Annotated in this window: 13 protein-coding genes; 8 read left to right on the top strand and 5 right to left on the bottom strand. The window is 42.0% G+C overall.

What is annotated here, in order from left to right:
* The first annotated feature begins 19 nt into the window (after positions 1 to 19).
* The 5 genes from trpC (at position 20) to CLOL250_RS07615 (ending at position 6,191) form a co-directional block, all read left to right on the top strand.
* Positions 20 to 850, top strand: a complete 831-nt coding sequence (gene trpC / locus CLOL250_RS07635; RefSeq protein ID WP_008401722.1) for an indole-3-glycerol phosphate synthase TrpC — start codon at positions 20 to 22, stop codon at positions 848 to 850.
* Between the two features lie 95 nt (positions 851 to 945).
* Positions 946 to 2,130, top strand: a complete 1,185-nt coding sequence (trpB, locus tag CLOL250_RS07630; protein WP_008401721.1) for a tryptophan synthase subunit beta — start codon at positions 946 to 948, stop codon at positions 2,128 to 2,130.
* On the top strand, positions 2,123 to 2,893 hold the full coding sequence (gene trpA / locus CLOL250_RS07625) for a tryptophan synthase subunit alpha (protein WP_008401720.1): 771 nt from the start codon (positions 2,123 to 2,125) through the stop codon (positions 2,891 to 2,893). The genes trpB and trpA overlap by 8 nt, the downstream gene beginning before the upstream one ends.
* A gap of 459 nt (positions 2,894 to 3,352) precedes the next feature.
* A complete protein-coding gene (locus CLOL250_RS07620; protein ID WP_008401719.1) occupies positions 3,353 to 4,780 on the top strand; it encodes an MBOAT family O-acyltransferase in 1,428 nt (475 codons plus the stop codon).
* A 208-nt stretch (positions 4,781 to 4,988) separates the two neighbouring features.
* Positions 4,989 to 6,191 carry a DHHW family protein gene (locus CLOL250_RS07615; protein WP_008401717.1) on the top strand — a complete coding sequence of 401 codons (1,203 nt, stop codon included), beginning with the start codon at positions 4,989 to 4,991 and terminating at the stop codon, positions 6,189 to 6,191.
* 14 nt (positions 6,192 to 6,205) lie between these two features.
* Here the strand turns inward: CLOL250_RS07615 and CLOL250_RS07610 are convergent, their stop codons facing one another.
* The 3 genes from CLOL250_RS07610 to CLOL250_RS07600 all read right to left on the bottom strand — a co-directional run bounded on the left by CLOL250_RS07610 (position 6,206) and on the right by CLOL250_RS07600 (position 9,100).
* On the bottom strand, positions 6,206 to 7,120 hold the full coding sequence (locus CLOL250_RS07610) for a radical SAM protein (protein ID WP_008401715.1): 915 nt from the start codon (positions 7,118 to 7,120) through the stop codon (positions 6,206 to 6,208).
* Positions 7,117 to 7,950, bottom strand: a complete 834-nt coding sequence (locus CLOL250_RS07605; protein WP_008401714.1) for an Mrp/NBP35 family ATP-binding protein — start codon at positions 7,948 to 7,950, stop codon at positions 7,117 to 7,119. Before CLOL250_RS07605 ends, CLOL250_RS07610 begins: the two co-directional genes overlap by 4 nt.
* 79 nt (positions 7,951 to 8,029) lie before the next feature.
* A complete protein-coding gene (locus CLOL250_RS07600; protein ID WP_008401713.1) occupies positions 8,030 to 9,100 on the bottom strand; it encodes an alpha/beta hydrolase in 1,071 nt (356 codons plus the stop codon).
* A 193-nt stretch (positions 9,101 to 9,293) separates the two neighbouring features.
* Here CLOL250_RS07600 and CLOL250_RS07595 point away from each other — a divergent pair, with 193 nt between their 5' ends.
* Positions 9,294 to 10,178 (top strand): YitT family protein, encoded by an 885-nt coding sequence (locus CLOL250_RS07595; RefSeq protein ID WP_008401711.1) that lies wholly within the window; start codon positions 9,294 to 9,296, stop codon positions 10,176 to 10,178.
* Positions 10,179 to 10,273: 95 nt separating this feature from the next.
* On the opposite strand, the gene CLOL250_RS07590 is transcribed toward CLOL250_RS07595, so the two are convergent.
* On the bottom strand, positions 10,274 to 13,747 hold the full coding sequence (locus CLOL250_RS07590; protein ID WP_008401710.1) for a carbohydrate binding domain-containing protein: 3,474 nt from the start codon (positions 13,745 to 13,747) through the stop codon (positions 10,274 to 10,276).
* Positions 13,748 to 13,959: 212 nt separating this feature from the next.
* On the opposite strand from CLOL250_RS07590, the gene CLOL250_RS07585 reads away from it, so the two are divergent.
* Both CLOL250_RS07585 and CLOL250_RS07580 read left to right on the top strand, forming a co-directional pair.
* Positions 13,960 to 14,706, top strand: a complete 747-nt coding sequence (locus tag CLOL250_RS07585) for a helix-turn-helix transcriptional regulator (protein WP_008401709.1) — start codon at positions 13,960 to 13,962, stop codon at positions 14,704 to 14,706.
* Between the two features lie 80 nt (positions 14,707 to 14,786).
* On the top strand, positions 14,787 to 16,310 hold the full coding sequence (locus CLOL250_RS07580; RefSeq protein ID WP_008401708.1) for an aminoacyl-histidine dipeptidase: 1,524 nt from the start codon (positions 14,787 to 14,789) through the stop codon (positions 16,308 to 16,310).
* Positions 16,311 to 16,411: 101 nt separating this feature from the next.
* Here CLOL250_RS07580 and CLOL250_RS07575 read toward each other — a convergent pair whose 3' ends face one another.
* Complete coding sequence (locus CLOL250_RS07575; RefSeq protein ID WP_008401707.1) at positions 16,412 to 16,822, bottom strand: hypothetical protein; 411 nt, start codon at positions 16,820 to 16,822, stop codon at positions 16,412 to 16,414.
* Between the last annotated feature and the right edge of the window lie 9 nt (positions 16,823 to 16,831).

Raw genomic sequence — 16,831 nt, 5'->3', positions numbered from 1 at the left:
CCGCTATGGAGGAATATATATGATCTTAGATGAAATAGCAGCAAAAACAAAAGAACGGATTGCCAGATGCAAAGAGCAGATCTCATTTGAAGAAATGAAGGCAAAAGCTCTTGCAATCGTAGAAAAGGAAACAGAGAACGGAACAAAACCTTATACCGTTTTTCCTTTCCGTGACAATCTGGCAAAGCCGGGAATATCCTTTATCTGCGAAGTAAAAAAGGCTTCTCCTTCCAAAGGACTGATCGCACCGGATTTCCCATATATCGAGATTGCGAAAGAATATGAAGCCGCCGGTGCATCCGCCATATCCGTGCTGACCGAACCATTTTATTTTCAGGGAAGCAACGAATATCTGACAGCGATCCATGAAGCAGTATCCACTCCGATCCTGCGGAAGGATTTCACCGTCGATCCTTATATGATCTACGAGGCAAAAGTGATCGGTGCCTCTGCGATCCTTCTGATCTGTGCGATCCTTACCGACGAACAGCTCAAAAGCTATTACGAGCTTGCAACAAGTCTTGGCCTGTCCGTTCTGGTAGAAGCACACGATGAAGAGGAAGTCAGACGTGCGATCGCGATCGGTGCAGATATCATCGGTGTGAATAACCGTGATCTGAAAACCTTCATCGTTGACATCATGAACAGTGTAAGACTTCGGACGTTGATCCCGGATTCGATAAACGGAAAACCGGTCGTCTATGTATCCGAAAGCGGCATCCGCACACCGGAGGACATCGACCGTTTAAAGGGAAATGGCACAGATGCAGTATTGATCGGAGAAACCTTTATGCGAAGCCCTGATAAGAAAGCCGCATTTGCATGGTTACGGGGTGAAGCTATAGGATAGAACCGGATCCTGTTTCTGCAGGAACAACGAACTTTATTTGAAAGCATTAATGATATTTTATAATATAGAAACAACACATACAGGAGGAAACATATATGTCAAAAGGACGTTTTGGAATCCATGGCGGACAGTACATACCGGAAACACTGATGAACGCCATGCTTGAGCTTGAAGAAGCATATAAGAAATACAAAGATGACCCGGAATTCAACCGGGAGCTGACAGAACTGTTAAATGAATACGCCGGCAGACCTAGCCGTCTGTACTATGCCAAGAGAATGACAGAGGATCTCGGCGGTGCAAAGATCTACCTGAAGCGCGAGGACTTAAACCATACCGGAGCACATAAGATCAACAATGTTATCGGTCAGATGCTCCTTGCAAAACGAATGGGTAAGACAAGAGTTATCGCCGAGACAGGAGCCGGTCAGCACGGTGTTGCAACTGCTACAGTTGCTGCCATGATGGGTATGGAATGTGAAATCTTCATGGGCAAGGAAGACACCATCCGTCAGGCTTTAAATGTCTACCGTATGAAATTATTAGGAGCAAAGGTTCACCCGGTAGAAACCGGTACAGGTACATTAAAGGATGCCGTTTCCGAAACCTTCCGTGAATGGACTTCCAGAATCGATGATACTCATTATGTTCTGGGTTCTGTTATGGGACCTTATCCTTTCCCTGAGATGGTTCGTGATTTTCAGGCTGTTATCAGCAAGGAGATCAAGGAACAGCTTATGGAGAAGGAAGGCAGACTACCGGATGCCGTTCTCGCCTGTGTCGGCGGCGGTTCCAATGCGATCGGTGCATTCTATAACTTTATTCCGGATAAGAGCGTTCGCCTGATCGGATGTGAAGCGGCCGGACGTGGAATTGATACATTTGAGACAGCTGCAACGATCAATACCGGAAGACTTGGTATCTTCCATGGTATGAAGTCCTACTTCTGTCAGGATGAATTTGGACAGATCGCACCGGTTTATTCTATTTCCGCAGGTCTTGACTATCCGGGAATCGGACCGGAACATGCATACCTGCATGACATCGGCAGAGCAGAATATGTCGCTGTTACAGATGATGAAGCTGTTGATGCATTTGAATATCTGTCCAAGATCGAGGGTGTTATCCCTGCGATCGAGAGTGCTCATGCAGTTGCCTATGCAATGAAGCTTGCACCACAGATGGACAAAGACCAGATCATGGTTATTAACATTTCAGGACGAGGCGATAAAGACGTTGCCGCCATCGCCAGATACAGAGGGGAGGATCTCTATGAGTAATATTAAAAATGCATTCAAAAACGGAAAGGCGTTCATCCCATTTGTTACATGTGGTGACCCTGATCTTGAAACAACAGAACAGATCGTATATGCCATGGTAGAAGCAGGTGCAGACCTGATCGAACTTGGTATCCCATTCTCAGATCCAACCGCAGAAGGCCCTGTTATCCAGGGTGCAAATATCCGCGCACTCGCAAACCATGTTACGACAAATGATGTATTTGACCTTGTAAGAAAGCTCCGTAAGACAGTTACCATTCCTATGGTATTTATGACTTATGCAAATGTTGTCTTCTCTTACGGCTCTGAAAAATTTATCAGCATTTGTAAGGAGATCGGCATTGATGGACTGATCCTGCCGGATATCCCTTATGAGGAAAAGGATGAGTTCGACGGTATCTGTAAGAAGTATGATCTGGATCTGGTATCCATGATCGCACCAACCTCTCACGACCGTATCAGCATGATCGCAAAGGAAGCAAATGGATTTATCTACTGTGTTTCTTCTCTCGGCGTTACCGGAACAAGAAGCAAGATCACGACCGATATCGGTGCTATGACCAAGCTGGTCAAAGCCGCAACGGATACTCCGTGTGCGATCGGCTTCGGAATCTCTACACCGGAGCAAGCAAAGGAAATGGCTGCTCATGCTGACGGTGTGATCGTCGGCTCTGCCATCGTCAAGCTCTGCGCCAAATATGGCAGGGACTGCGTTCCTTACATCAAAGACTATGTCGCAAGCATGAAGGACGCTATCCGATAGAAGGACACCCATGTAAAACCATGTAACTATATAAAAGAACTGCCTTACTTAGACTCGCTGTGGTTTCTATGATCTGCATATACGTGATTCGCAAATGTTCCTGTGCCAACTCGCCTTTCAGGCTCAAACAGGCACCCACATTTGCTCGTATATGCATCTCATTACGAAATCCTCGCTAATGTCTTAGTAAGGCAGTTCTTTTATATAGATTGTATAGTTTCACATGGACTGATTTTTCTCATCTCCTTAAAATCCTATATTTGTAGTCTTAATACTGCTGTATATCTGTATATGCCTGCCGATATTGTAACTATGTACACAATCTATATATTTTCCCGTTTCTTAGCCGGTTTCTCACAAATATTTAATATTTAATCCGATTGACACTACCATACGTTAACTTTATAATTGTTACGGCGACAGAAGTCGACATAATAATGAAGTTAGTTGGGGTATCACATGGTTTTTTCCAGTTTGACATTTTTATATATTTTTTTACCGGTTACACTGGTTATCTATTATATTGTCCCGAAGCAGTTACGGAACCTGTTCATCCTGATCAGCGGTCTGTTCTTCTACGCATGGGGCGAACCAATCTATGTATTTGTACTGATCGCATCGACAATGATCGATTATTTTGCAGGTCTGGTCATTTATAAGGCAGGCGACCGTCAGGCACTTCGAAAGGTTGCACTGATCATATCGATGGTCATGAATCTGTCCTTACTTGGCTTTTTCAAATATAGCAATTTCATCATAGAAAATATTAATAACATATTCGGAACGCACTATGGTTCACCGACCTCTCTGCTTCCGATCGGTATCAGCTTCTTTACCTTCCAGTCCATGTCGTATACGATCGACCTGTACCGGAAGAACATCTCTGTTCAGAAGAATCCGATCACCTTTGCAGCCTTTGTCACGTTGTTCCCACAGATCGTAGCAGGTCCGATCGTTCGTTATGAAGATGTGGCTGCCGAGCTGAATGAACGTGTGATCGACATCGACCTGATCTGGGAAGGTGTTCTCCGCTTTGCGGTCGGTCTTAGCAAGAAGGTTCTGATCGCAAATAATATCGGTGTTGTCTGGACAAATGTCAAAGCTATGGACTTATCCGCGCTTCCGGTTGCAACCGCATGGCTTGGTATTGCCGCTTATACCTTACAGATCTATTTTGATTTTTCCGGGTATTCTGATATGGCAATCGGTCTGGGTAAGATGCTCGGTTTCCATTTCCCGGAAAATTTCAATTATCCGTATATGTCGAAGAGTATCAGTGAATTCTGGCGCAGATGGCATATGACCCTCTCCGGCTGGTTCAAGAGCTATGTATATTTTCCTCTCGGCGGAAGTCGCAAGGGACTTGCCCGTACGATATTCAACACCGCAGTTGTCTGGTTCTTAACCGGTGTCTGGCATGGTGCAAGCTGGAACTTCATTCTGTGGGGTTCTCTGTACGGTGTTCTGATCATTATAGAAAAGCTGGTTACAACTGCTCTGACAAAAGCAGGAAAGCAGGATATCTTTACAAAGATTCCTTCTATTATAAAACGTGTTTATGCGATCGTCCTCGTCATGCTTGGATGGGTACTCTTTGATACATCAACAATCGCACAGGCATTCTCCTATATGGGACGGATGTTCCGCTTTGGCAGTAGCTTCTACGACAGTTATACCATATATATCCTTGTGAACTTCGGATTGTTATTCATCATTGCGATCATCGGTTCTACGGATCTGCCAAAGAAGCTGGCTACTAAGCTCGCAGACAAAGTTCCGGCTGTCGGCAATTACGGAAGCGTCATTTTGATGGCGATTCTGATGCTGCTTTCCACCGCCTACCTTGTCAACGCAAGCTATAACCCATTTTTGTATTTCAACTTTTAAAAAATGAGCCATGCAGCATCTGCAACCCATATAGATGTTGGGAGCTTGCTCACAATCATCTATATGAGGTTCGGATGCTATACGGCGAATGCCGTAAATCGAGCCGTCAGGCGAGATTGGCATGGCGATAGCCTTTTCGAGCCGTCAGGCGAGATTGGCATGGCGTTTTGCAAACGCCTATTTATAGAATTTTGTGAGGTGAGCCCTTATGCATAAAAAAATCGGAATTATCATATTTGCATGTATCATCATCGCTCTTCCCATTTTGACACTTGTTAAGCTGCCAAAAGAGAAAGCGCCTTTTTCCGAAAATGAAAATCGTTATCTGTCGGAATTTCCAACCGTCAGTCTTTCCTCCATCAAGGACGAGACATTTATGAACGGTTTTGATTCCTGGTTCTCTGACCGGTTCTATGGCAGGGAACAGTGGATCTCAGCCATGAATGATTCTGAACGATTGATGGGAAAAACAGAGATTTCAACTGTATATACAAAGGATGATCAGATGATGCAGGTGCTTTCAGATTATGATGATATCGGTGCCGCGTACAATGCTGATAAGATCCATACAAATCTTGCTGTTATTAACAGCTTCGCTGCAAAGCATCCGGAGGTTCCAACCTACTTCATGCTGTGTCCAACCTCTGTCGGTATCTATGGAGACTCCCTGCTGCCTGCAGCTGTTATGAATGTATCAGTTGACGAAAAAGACATGATCGAATCCTGTTATCGCGAGCTGTCCGGCGTGACACCGATCAATATATATAATACATTAAAAGAACATGATAGCGAGTATATCTATTATCGTACCGACCACCACTGGACATCCCTTGGTGCTTACTATGCATATCAGTCTGCCGGAGCAGAGCTTGGATATACTCCTTATGAACTGAAAGATTTTACAAAGGAAACCGCCAGTACAGAATTTCAGGGAACCCTGTTCTCAAAGACCTTGGATCAGTCTGTTACAAAAGATGAGATTGATTTCTACACTCTGGCAGATAATAGTGTAACACCATCCATGACGACATCGAATGGATTTGACAAAGAAGATTCTCATGACTCCATTTTCTTTCGCGACTATCTGAATGTCAAAGACAAATACGCATCCTATACCGGACAGAATGTTGCAGTTGCAACGATCAGCCGCAACAAAGCATCCGATGCGGAAAATGCTTCAAATACTTCGGATTCCGGAAAGCGTTCCATCCTTGTGATCAAGGACAGCTATGCGAATTCAATGATGCAGTTTCTGATCAATAACTACGATACCGTAACCATGATCGATCTGCGATACACGAATCAATCGATCAGCAATCTGGTAAATGTCGAAGACTACGATCAGGTATTATTCTTATACAACTGTATTACTTTTTCCGATGAAAACGACATCATAAAAGCGGGCTTATAAAAGGCCCGCTTTCTCTATATCCCTTCATTTGTAAATGGAGGTATAAAACTCTCTGATGCCGTTTCTCCTTCCTGGATGAAACCATTTTCTACACCGATCGAGATCGCATAATCAACCAGTTCATCATATTCCCGCTCTGTCAGTTTGCGGTTCAGTTCCGGGAACTTCTCACCGATACCCTCCATCGGAGTGTACTGGTTCATAATGCTGATGTAAATATTATTTCCATATGTTTTATATAAGTAACGGACGACCGCCTTGGAATCCTCGATACATCCCGGCAGCTCCAGATGACGGACAATAACACCACGCTTCATGATGCCATCCTCGTCAAATGTCGTCTGATCGCCTCCAACCTGTCGTACCATCTCCGCCAGTGCCCGCTTCGCCACCTCCGGATAGTCCGGTGCGTGACTGTATCTTGCCGCCAGATCTGCCGACATATATTTGAAATCGGGCAGATAAATGTCAATGTATCCATCCAACAGCTTCAGGGCTTCGATCTCCTCATACCCGCTGCAATTATAGACAAACGGAAGATCGAACCCCTGCTCCTTTGCTATATCGATTGCCTCTATGATCTGTGGAATAAAATGATCCGGCGTAACCAGATTGATATTATTGGCTCCCTGCTCTTTTAACTCAAAGAAAATTTCCGATAAGCGTTTTATCGTGATCTCTTTTCCATTCAAACCCCCGGATATATCGTGATTCTGGCAGTATGCACATCCAAGCGAACACCCGGAAAAGAATACCGCACCTGATCCGTTCTCTCCGGAAATACATGGCTCCTCCCACATATGCAGTGCTGCCCTTGCGGCTGATATTGATAATGTTTCATTACATGCCCCTGTCTGTCCGTTTATGCGGTTCACCCCACATTTTCTCGGACACAGATGGCAGCTTTCCAGTAGTTTTCTAAGTTTCATCCTATCTTTCCCACGATCGTCTGTGCGAATTCCTTCAGCTTTGATTCCGGCATATCCTCGATCTTACCTTCATCCATCAGACCGGCAAGTGCAGGGTCGATCGGAAGCTTTATGACCGTCTCGATACCAAAACGATCCCGTATCTCCTCTACCTTACTCTCACCGAAGATGCTATGCTCTTTGCCGCAATCCGGACATTTAAAATAAGACATATTCTCAACCAGACCTAAGATACGGATTCCCATATCGTCTGCCATACGGACTGCCTTCTCCACAATAAGAGACACCAGATCCTGTGGTGTTGTAACAATAACTGCGCCATCAACAGGCAGAGACTGGAATACCGTAAGCGGTACATCTCCGGTTCCGGGCGGACAATCAACCAGCATATAATCAATATCTCCCCATACAACATCTGTATAAAACTGTTTTACTGCTCCCGCGATGATCGGACCACGCCAGATAACCGGTGCCGTCTGATCTTCGATCAACAGATTGATCGACATCATCTTGATTCCGGTCTTTGTTTCAACCGCATACAGGAAATCGTCGCCTCTCTCCGGTTCTTCATTTATTCCAAATGCTGTCGGAATCGAAGGTCCGGTAATATCTGCATCCAGAACCGCCGTTTTATAACCAAGACGATTCAAGGTAACTGCAAGAGATGTCGTTACGGATGATTTTCCAACACCGCCTTTTCCACTGATAACTGCTATGATATGTTTGATCTTTGTTCCTTCATGTGGTGTTTCAAGTAAACTCTGAGGAGCAGTTCTTGATGAACAGCTCTCTCCACAACTACTACAATTATGATTACAACCTTCTGCCATTTTCTTATACTCCAAATTTCATTTCATATTTTTTCAACTCTTACAAATGCATATACTTTCTATATGAACCGCCATGTACTTATTCATACTGACGGAACCATGCACATTCTTCCTCATTGCACTGTACGCCTTCCGGGTTTTTCAGATTAATGTGAAATACATGTCCGCTGTCCGGATGTTTCTCTCCAAATGACCGGATCACATGCCGGATACCCAGCTTCTCCATTCGTTCATCCAGATGAATGGTCTGAAATCTCAGATCATCATTTACACTGTACATCAGATATGCCGGTGGAAAATCTTTCGTCAGATACTCAAGCTGTGAAAGGAACAACTTTCTCTGCTCTTCAGATACTGCATAACTTCCATCTTCCTTCTTCATATACCAGTCAGAAATATTATCCTCCCGCTTGTCCATCTCATATGCTCCGCAGTTCAGGCACACAGCCTTTGGAAGTCTGTCATATGTAAAGAAATCCAGCTTGCTCCGATACGCTGCATTCCCGGCAATAATACAGTAATTTGCTGTAAGCTGCGCTCCTGCTGAATCCCCCAGCATATAAAACTTTTCCATATCCAGATGAAGCACACCTGCATTCTCATGAATATATCGGATAAGATATGCCACATCCTCAATCGCTGCCGGATATTTGTTCTGAGGTGCCAGCCGGTAATTAAAATTCACAACCGCAAATCCCTTTGATGCCAGATGGCAGCAATAATAACTATACAGCTCTTTATCTCCATAAAACCATCCACCGCCATGAACGCTGACGATCACCGGATATGATGTCTGCGCATCCGGCTCAGCCGGATAATATATATCAAATAAACTGTTTGATGCATAACGTTCAGAATCAAGATTCGAAGCATCGTCCGGTTCATTATAATAGAAAATCCGACTATACTTTTCCGATGTCTTTTCCCCCATAGTTCTCTGTGAAGCTAATAATTCAACTGCCTCACACCACTTCTGATGATCCGGCTCTTTTTTATAGTCCAAATTCTTGATCTGAATTACATTATTCGGATATATCAGTCCTTCATCCCGCTTTGCATCACTGGCACTCCATGCATGCCGCATATTTAACCATGCCGGAAGCTCTGCATTTTTATTTCCTTGATTTATAATTTCTGAAACATTTTTCATATTATTCTATTTCCTCTAATATCACATAATATATGAGTCTATCTTACTCTCTGACAAATACGAATGCAAGAAAACAATAAACTTCCAGTAAAGATTTAATTAAATTAAGCACGATTCTCTTGTAATCAATGGTTTTCTCGTGTAATATTTGACCATAGTAAAAAATGTATATGACAGAACAGGAGGCTTTTATATGAATAAACTAAAAACCATCTTTCGTTCCCTACACTGGAAAAATATCCTCGGGCTGACCATTGCCGGGCTTATCAATGCCTTCGGTATTACGATATTTTTAAGTCCTGTTAATCTCTATGACAGTGGCATATCCGGTACTTCCATGCTGCTAAGCCAGATCACTCCGGAACACCTGTCACTTTCTGTTTTCCTTATTATTTTAAATATTCCACTATTCTTATATGGCTGGAAAAAGCAGGGATCTACCTTCACCATCTATGCGATCTATGTAGTTGCAATCTACTCTCTGGGTGCATGGTTGATTACAGATGTCCTTCCTGTCGATGTCCGATTTGTATCTCCGCTTGCAGGCTCCGATCTGCTTCTGTGCGCACTCTTTGGCGGTCTGATCTCTGGTGCGGGAAGCGGACTTGCGATCCGTTTTGGCGGTGCAATGGATGGTATCGAGACACTTGCGATCATATTTGCCAAACGCCTTGGCATCACCGTCGGAACCTTTGTTATGGCATATAATGTAATGCTTTATATCATCTGTGGCATTATCCTGAACAGTTGGATCCTGCCTCTCTATTCCATCGTTACATATATGGCTGCACTTAAGACTATCGACTTTATCGTAGAAGGTATTGACCGTTCCAAAGCCGCCTATATCATTACAACGAAGCCACAGGAAATCTGTCAGGAACTCTCGGATACATTTTCCTGCGGTATAACGATGATCGATGCAAAGGGCTTCTATTCGGATCAGGAAAAGACCATGATCTACATTGTTGTAAACCGTTTCCAGATTGGAAAGATGAAGAATATTGTCCATGAACTTGACGATAAAGCCTATGTCTCCATCAGCGAGATTGCCGAGGTTTACAGCTTTAACAAACAATAATATCTCAATAACTTATTTGCGCAACAGAAACAGGCACCGGTATTATCACCAGTGCCTGCCTTGCATAAATACTTATGTGTTTATATGCCTGTGAATTATTCAGCAAGCTTTTTTAAAGAGATATTTGATACTGTGATTGTAGATGCAGGGGTATCAACATCCGCAATCTTACCCATAGAGAGGAAGAATCCAGCATCAGTATCTGTCTCTTCATTCATTGTGAATGTAATGGTTTTTACAACCTCTTCATTCTTTGGAAGAACAATTGTTTCTCCACCATACCATTTATAAGTGTTGCTCATGAAATTCAATAATACCGTTCTTGCTTCGGTTGACTTTAAAGTAATACTTGCTTCATAGGTCTTTCCATTTTCCAATGCCAGTCCCGTCTGCTTCAACTGTACATTCCAGTCAGCAGTTCCAACATCTGATAATTCATAAGTGATAACACCCTTATCAACTGTCTGTGTTCCAACAGCATCACCCATAATACCACCTTCCCAGTTTGAAAGTCCATTGTCTCCCTCTGAGAAATCTGCGTTCTTGATCAGATTCACATCTGACTCCGTCTCATCAACCTTTGGAGCATCAATTTTCTCAAGAATAATATCATCAATACAGATTCTATGCTGCTGTTTGATCTGAACACCGCCTACAGCACCCATAGAAATACTTAAAATTGTTCTAGGATCACTCTTGTTCTTCATCTTGAACTCAACAACAATAGACTGATATTCATCTGTAAGATCAACTGTCTTTGATCCTGAATATGGTGTCCAGTCATCATCAGATGAACCATCTCTCTGAAGTGCAACCATAAGCTTACGGTTCATATCTGATTTTGCCTTTAATGATAGTCTGTACCACTGACCTTCTTCAAGACTAATATTGTTCTGCTTTAACTGGATCATCCAGTCCTGAGCACCTGTATCCTTGATCGTAAAATCTGCTGCACAATCTTCTGTCTGACTGTCGACTACATAAGATACATCTGTGCTGCCTTCTGCATATACTTCGTAACCGGAGAAACCTGCCTTAAAACTTCCGTTCTTAATCAGTGTATTTTCAACAACGCGAACATTGTCCAAATAGATCGTTCCCTTATTTCCAAGGAAATATGTTATCGTCTTAAGTGCATCAGTTAACTCTTCCGGTGTTTTAAATACATAGTTAAATGTCTGTTTGTCTGTTGTTACATCTGCAGTAAATGTTTCACCTGCAATAACTACATCAAGCTGCATATCTGTATCTGCCTGTGCGTCAAAGCTCAATGCATATTCTGTCTCACTGTTAAGTGGAAGACCATCCTGTGAAAGGATTACATCCGCTTTATTCTTTGTATCAGCCTTTACCATAAGACGACGGCCATCTGCCAATCCTGTTACGCTAACTACTGCCTGGCAGTTATTTGTCACAGTCCAGTCACCGAGACGATTCTTACCTTCCTGAAAACCACCATTGTAAATATAGTTACCATCTGATAAAGGTTTTTTACTATTATCAATTTCCTTCTGTGCTGTCTTTTTAATTGATACATTTGTAATGTATACAGTAGCTGTTGAATCTGTAGCACCGAAATTGAACTCCAGACGTGCATTTGCATCCGGCTTATCCATCATGGTGTATGTATAAGTATAGGTCTGCTTCTCTGTTTTCAGGTCAACAACCGTATCATTCAGATAACGCTTGTAGGAACGATCTGGTGCAGATACATCTACTTTCATAGTACGTGCTTCATCTGCCCATGCATCAAATGTTACTGTATATTCGCCACCTTTTTCTGCAGGAATTGATGGCTGAACAAGCTGAATACTGTAATCAACTGTTCCTGCATTATCTGTATGTATTTCAATTGTCTTGTCATTAATAACTGCATTTCCTTCTCCTTCTAAAGTGGTAAGGAATTTCCAGTCTATGTCATCTGTGAGATCTTCTGTCTTAGCAAAATCTCCATTGTTTACATAGTTTCCATTTGCATCCGGATCACGGATAATTACTTCGTTAACAGGTTTTTCTACATCTTCATTGTAGCTGTCCTTCTGATATACTTTTACATAATCAATACTATAACTCTGAGTATTGATATAATCTGCATCATCATCCGGATATCCAACCCATGATCCACCAACTGCAAGATTTAAGATCATGTAAAATGGCTGATCAAATGGTGCCGGATAAGCAACCTCTGTCTCACCTTCAACTGCTGTGAACCAGTCACTTGTCTCATGATATTTTACTCCATCTACATACCATGTGATTTTACCTGGCTGCCAGTCGCATGAAAATGTATGATATTCATCTGCAAAATTTCCATCTTCTAATGTATATGTCCCCTGTTTTTCAGCATGTGGACTTCCATAATGAATCGTACCATAAACCTTATTTGTTTCCTGACCCATAACTTCCATAGCATCAATCTCTCCACATCTTGGCCACTGTCCATACAGATTTTCATCTGTTGGCATCATCCAGAAGGCCGGAAGGAAACCTTTTCCGCTTGGAACCTTAGCTCTTACCTCAAACAATCCATATGTAAAATCATGCTTACCCTGAGTATTGATTCTTCCTGAAGTAATAGAATATGAACCATCTTCATTCTTTGTCTTGACAGGCTGGATAACCAGCTTTCCATCCTTTACATATACATTCTGATCAGACTTTACATATGCCTGTAATTCACTGTTTACCCATCCTGGTGCATGCTCTTCATAATTCCAGTCATCCTCATTTAACGCATCACCATCAAAGTCATCTTCCCATTTCAGATTATATCCATCATAAGAAAGCTTGTTGTCTTTGTCGTCCGGCTTATTTGGGGTCTCTGGCTTGTTTGGTGTCTCCGGCTTGTTTGGTGTCTCCGGCTTGTTTGGTGTCTCTGGCTTATTTGGTGTCTCCGGCTTGTTTGGTGTCTCCGGCTTGTTTGGTGTTTCTGGTTTATTGGATGGCTTGGTGGTCTTCTTTTTAATAGTAATTTTACATTTTGCCTTCTTTCCGCTGCCATCTTTAGCCGTAGCTGTAATTGTAACCGTTCCAGCCTTCTTACATGTAACAACACCCTTCTTACTTACTGTTGCAACCTTCTTATTGCTTGAAGTAAACTTTACACCCTTTACACTGGTTTTTTTAGGTGAAACTGTTGCTTTTAATTTTACCTTCTTGCCAACCTGTGTTTTCACCTTGCTTTTATTGAGCTTTACAGATTTAACAGGTGTTCCAACAATAACCTTCAAAGTTGTCTTTTTCTTCTTATTCACCTTGCTTCTTACTGTTATAGTTGCTTTTCCCTTTTTCAGTGCTTTGATTTTACCGGTTTTACTTACCGTAGCAACCTTCTTATTTGAAGATTCATAGGTTACCTTTTTACTGATTTTTCCATTTACAGTTACTTTTGTTTTCAACTGGTATGATTTTTTTGCTTTTAAAACAAGTGTTTTTGTCTCAGGCTTTACAATCGATACCATCTTGATTGTTGCTTTTTTTGTTGTTGCAGCCATAACCGGCATCTGGATGGTGCTTACCAAAAGAGTAAGAGCCATTAAAAAAGCAATAATCTTTTTTGCATTTTTCATAAATACATACCTCCCGTATAGATTTTTATTATGCAAATAGTATAAGAAGATTACAGTTTTCTTTATATCGTTTATATTACTTTTATATCGTTTTATTGACCATAGCCATGTTTTATGATACAATTTATACAAATTTACTAATAGTCATTTTGTTTTATCTGTCATATTTACTATATAGTCTTATGACTGCTTTATACGAATGGGGATAGGATATGCAACTAAAAAAAGAACTTGTATACCGAGAATTTGTTCAAAGGGAAAATAATCTTCTGCGGGCTCCATACAATCCGGAGGTTTCCTTTTATGCAGCGATAAAAGAAGGAGATGTAGCAAAGGTTAAACAGCTGTGTCAGGAATCCTTATTAGATAAAGAAGGATTAGGCACCTTGTCCGACCACTATCTTCAAAACATAAAATACCATTATGTCATTACAACAGCAATTATTGCACGTTACTGCATTGAAGGTGGTATGGAATTGTCAAATGCCTACAGTCTGAGCGATTTCTATATCCAAAAAGCGGACCGTTGCAAAACGCCAGAGGAAGTTGCAGCACTTCATCCTGCCATGTGTATGGATTATGCGAAACGAATGCGAAACCTTCGAAAATCCAAAATATCATCACTCCATATTGCTGTCTGTCTGGATTATATCTATGATCATCTTCATACTCATATCACAGCAGAACAGCTTGCTAAGCTGACAGGATTAAATATCTCCTATCTATCCCGGCTTTTTAAAAAGGAAACCGGTCAGACAATCAGCAACTATATTCGTGATAAAAAAATTGAAACAGCGAAAAATATGTTACTTTATTCTGATTTCTCGCCTTCTGAAATTGCATCAATTCTGGCATTTCCCAGCCAGAGTTATTTTACAGAAGTATTTCGAAAGACAACTGGAGTCACTCCAAGAAAATATCAGGAATCTTTTTTACGAACAACTGCCCTTGGAAAATAATACAACAACTATCTGTGCATATCTTGTGTTATACTGGATATGCACATTTTATATTGTAAGCTTATTTCAAGGAGGCACATATGTCTGTATTATCATCTATAGAACCACAAAATGTATTTCATTATTTTGAAGAAATCTGCTCCATCCCACATGGCTCCGGTCATACCGATGCGATCAGTAATTATCTGACAGCATTTGCCGAAGCGCATGAACTGAAATATATCAAAGATGCTTCCAACAATGTCATTATCTTTAAGCCGGGAACCTCCGGCTATGAGACTTCTGCCCCTGTCATACTGCAGGGACATATGGACATGGTTGCTGTGAAAGAAAAGGACTGCCCGATCAATATGGATACCGATAGTCTGAAACTCAAATTGGAAAATGGCATTATCAGCGCAGAAGGCACGACCCTTGGCGGTGATGATGGAATCGCTGTCGCATTTGCACTTGCAATACTCGACTCCCACGATATTCCACATCCACCATTAGAAGCTGTCTTTACGGTTGACGAGGAGATCGGTATGCTCGGTGCGGCAGCTCTTGACTGTTCGCCACTCTCATCCCGTATCATGTTAAATCTTGATTCCGAAGACGAAGGCTATCTGCTTGTCAGTTGTGCAGGCGGCGCAACCGCAGATGTTCAGATCCCCGTTATATGGGAAAATACGAACGAAAAGGCATCGGCCTATAAACTCTCTGTCTCACATGCCTGTGGCGGTCATTCCGGTGTCGAGATCAACAAGCAAAGTGCAAATGCCAGCAAGGTGCTGGGACGTGTTCTGAACGCACTTGCAAATGATTTTGATATGAAATTATCCACGCTCTCCGGCGGTTTAAAAGATAACGCCATCCCGACCGATGCAGAAGCTGTCGTTATCTTTTCTGATACCGATATGTCTGACATAAACACACCAGACCATGCAAATATTCCAGCAAATTCTGTGCACTCAAGCCTTCAGGATCTCATCTCCAAATGGAATCAGATCATCCGTCATGAATACACCCATACAGACCCGGATATCTGTATCACCTTAGAGCCTGTTGATCTTCCGGCAGCCACAATGACGGATACATCTACCCATACCGTGATCGATGTCTTAATGACTTATCCAAATGGTGTCCGGAAAATGAGCAAAGATATCGCAGGGCTGGTTCAGACTTCCCTGAACCTCGGTATCCTGTCAACGATCAAACCAGACGATCAATCAACAAATGGCATAGTATCTTTTAAAAGCTCCGTCCGAAGCAGTATCGGAAGTGAAAAAGATGCTCTGCTTAACAGCCTGAAATCTCTCGCCACTCTTGCAGGCGGAACACTGACAATAACCGGAGATTATCCTGCATGGGAATACCGGGAGGTGTCTCCTCTTCGCGATCTGATGGTAAAAATATTTAAACAGCAATATGGAAAAGAACCTGTGATACAGGCACTCCATGCCGGTGTAGAATGTGGAATCTTTGCGTCGAAAATGCCGGGACTCGACTGTGTATCCTTCGGACCGGATATGGACGATATCCACACAACCAATGAATCCATGAACGTTGAAAGTGTCCGCAGAACATGGGAATATACCTTAAAGATATTGAAAGAATTGAAATAATATATCTTAAAAAAAGGAGCTGACACCTAACAATTCTATTGTTATCGTGTCAGCTCTTATCATAAAAGAATCTGAGAGAAATTAATAATATTTTATCTTACTTAGTATATAAATGTTATTTGTTGTTTGTCATCACTTGTTTGACTGCTTCCAAGCCCTACAACCCTCAAACTAACACTTTTATTCTTATCTATTGTGTTAGTAAGATTCATTGTAGTGTTTTTATTGTTCTTGTATAACTTAATTGATGATGAATATGCCGCCCAACTACCTGATATATTAGAACGGACTTGTCCATAACAGTACTCCATTTTACCAAATCCAGATGCATTCTTTGCATACACTATTTTTCCTGTTGATGTTTTTGTATATATACCATGAACGCTCCAGATAGATGGATGTACATACATTGTCTTTAAAGTTCCAGCCGCCTCTGCCTTTGGAACACTCGTAGGAGCTATACAAAATATTGCCATTAATGCTATAACAAGAATCTTTACCTTCATTTTCATAATTACCCT

This window comes from Clostridium sp. L2-50 (assembly GCF_000154245.1).
GTDB lineage: Bacteria > Bacillota > Clostridia > Lachnospirales > Lachnospiraceae > Coprococcus.
Note: the sequence above shows the minus strand (reverse complement) of the source record. Positions and strands in the feature narration are given on the sequence as shown.

Bases quoted from the DNA above. Each gene is read 5' to 3' on its own strand.
- trpC (WP_008401722.1), top strand. From the start codon at position 20: ATGATCTTAGATGAAATAGCAGCAAAAACAAAAGAACGGATTGCCAGA.
- trpB (WP_008401721.1), top strand. From the start codon at position 946: ATGTCAAAAGGACGTTTTGGAATCCATGGCGGACAGTACATACCGGAA.
- trpA (WP_008401720.1), top strand. From the start codon at position 2,123: ATGAGTAATATTAAAAATGCATTCAAAAACGGAAAGGCGTTCATCCCA.
- CLOL250_RS07620 (WP_008401719.1), top strand. From the start codon at position 3,353: ATGGTTTTTTCCAGTTTGACATTTTTATATATTTTTTTACCGGTTACA.
- CLOL250_RS07615 (WP_008401717.1), top strand. From the start codon at position 4,989: ATGCATAAAAAAATCGGAATTATCATATTTGCATGTATCATCATCGCT.
- CLOL250_RS07610 (WP_008401715.1), bottom strand. From the start codon at position 7,120: ATGAAACTTAGAAAACTACTGGAAAGCTGCCATCTGTGTCCGAGAAAA.
- CLOL250_RS07605 (WP_008401714.1), bottom strand. From the start codon at position 7,950: ATGGCAGAAGGTTGTAATCATAATTGTAGTAGTTGTGGAGAGAGCTGT.
- CLOL250_RS07600 (WP_008401713.1), bottom strand. From the start codon at position 9,100: ATGAAAAATGTTTCAGAAATTATAAATCAAGGAAATAAAAATGCAGAG.
- CLOL250_RS07595 (WP_008401711.1), top strand. From the start codon at position 9,294: ATGAATAAACTAAAAACCATCTTTCGTTCCCTACACTGGAAAAATATC.
- CLOL250_RS07590 (WP_008401710.1), bottom strand. From the start codon at position 13,747: ATGAAAAATGCAAAAAAGATTATTGCTTTTTTAATGGCTCTTACTCTT.
- CLOL250_RS07585 (WP_008401709.1), top strand. From the start codon at position 13,960: ATGCAACTAAAAAAAGAACTTGTATACCGAGAATTTGTTCAAAGGGAA.
- CLOL250_RS07580 (WP_008401708.1), top strand. From the start codon at position 14,787: ATGTCTGTATTATCATCTATAGAACCACAAAATGTATTTCATTATTTT.
- CLOL250_RS07575 (WP_008401707.1), bottom strand. From the start codon at position 16,822: ATGAAAATGAAGGTAAAGATTCTTGTTATAGCATTAATGGCAATATTT.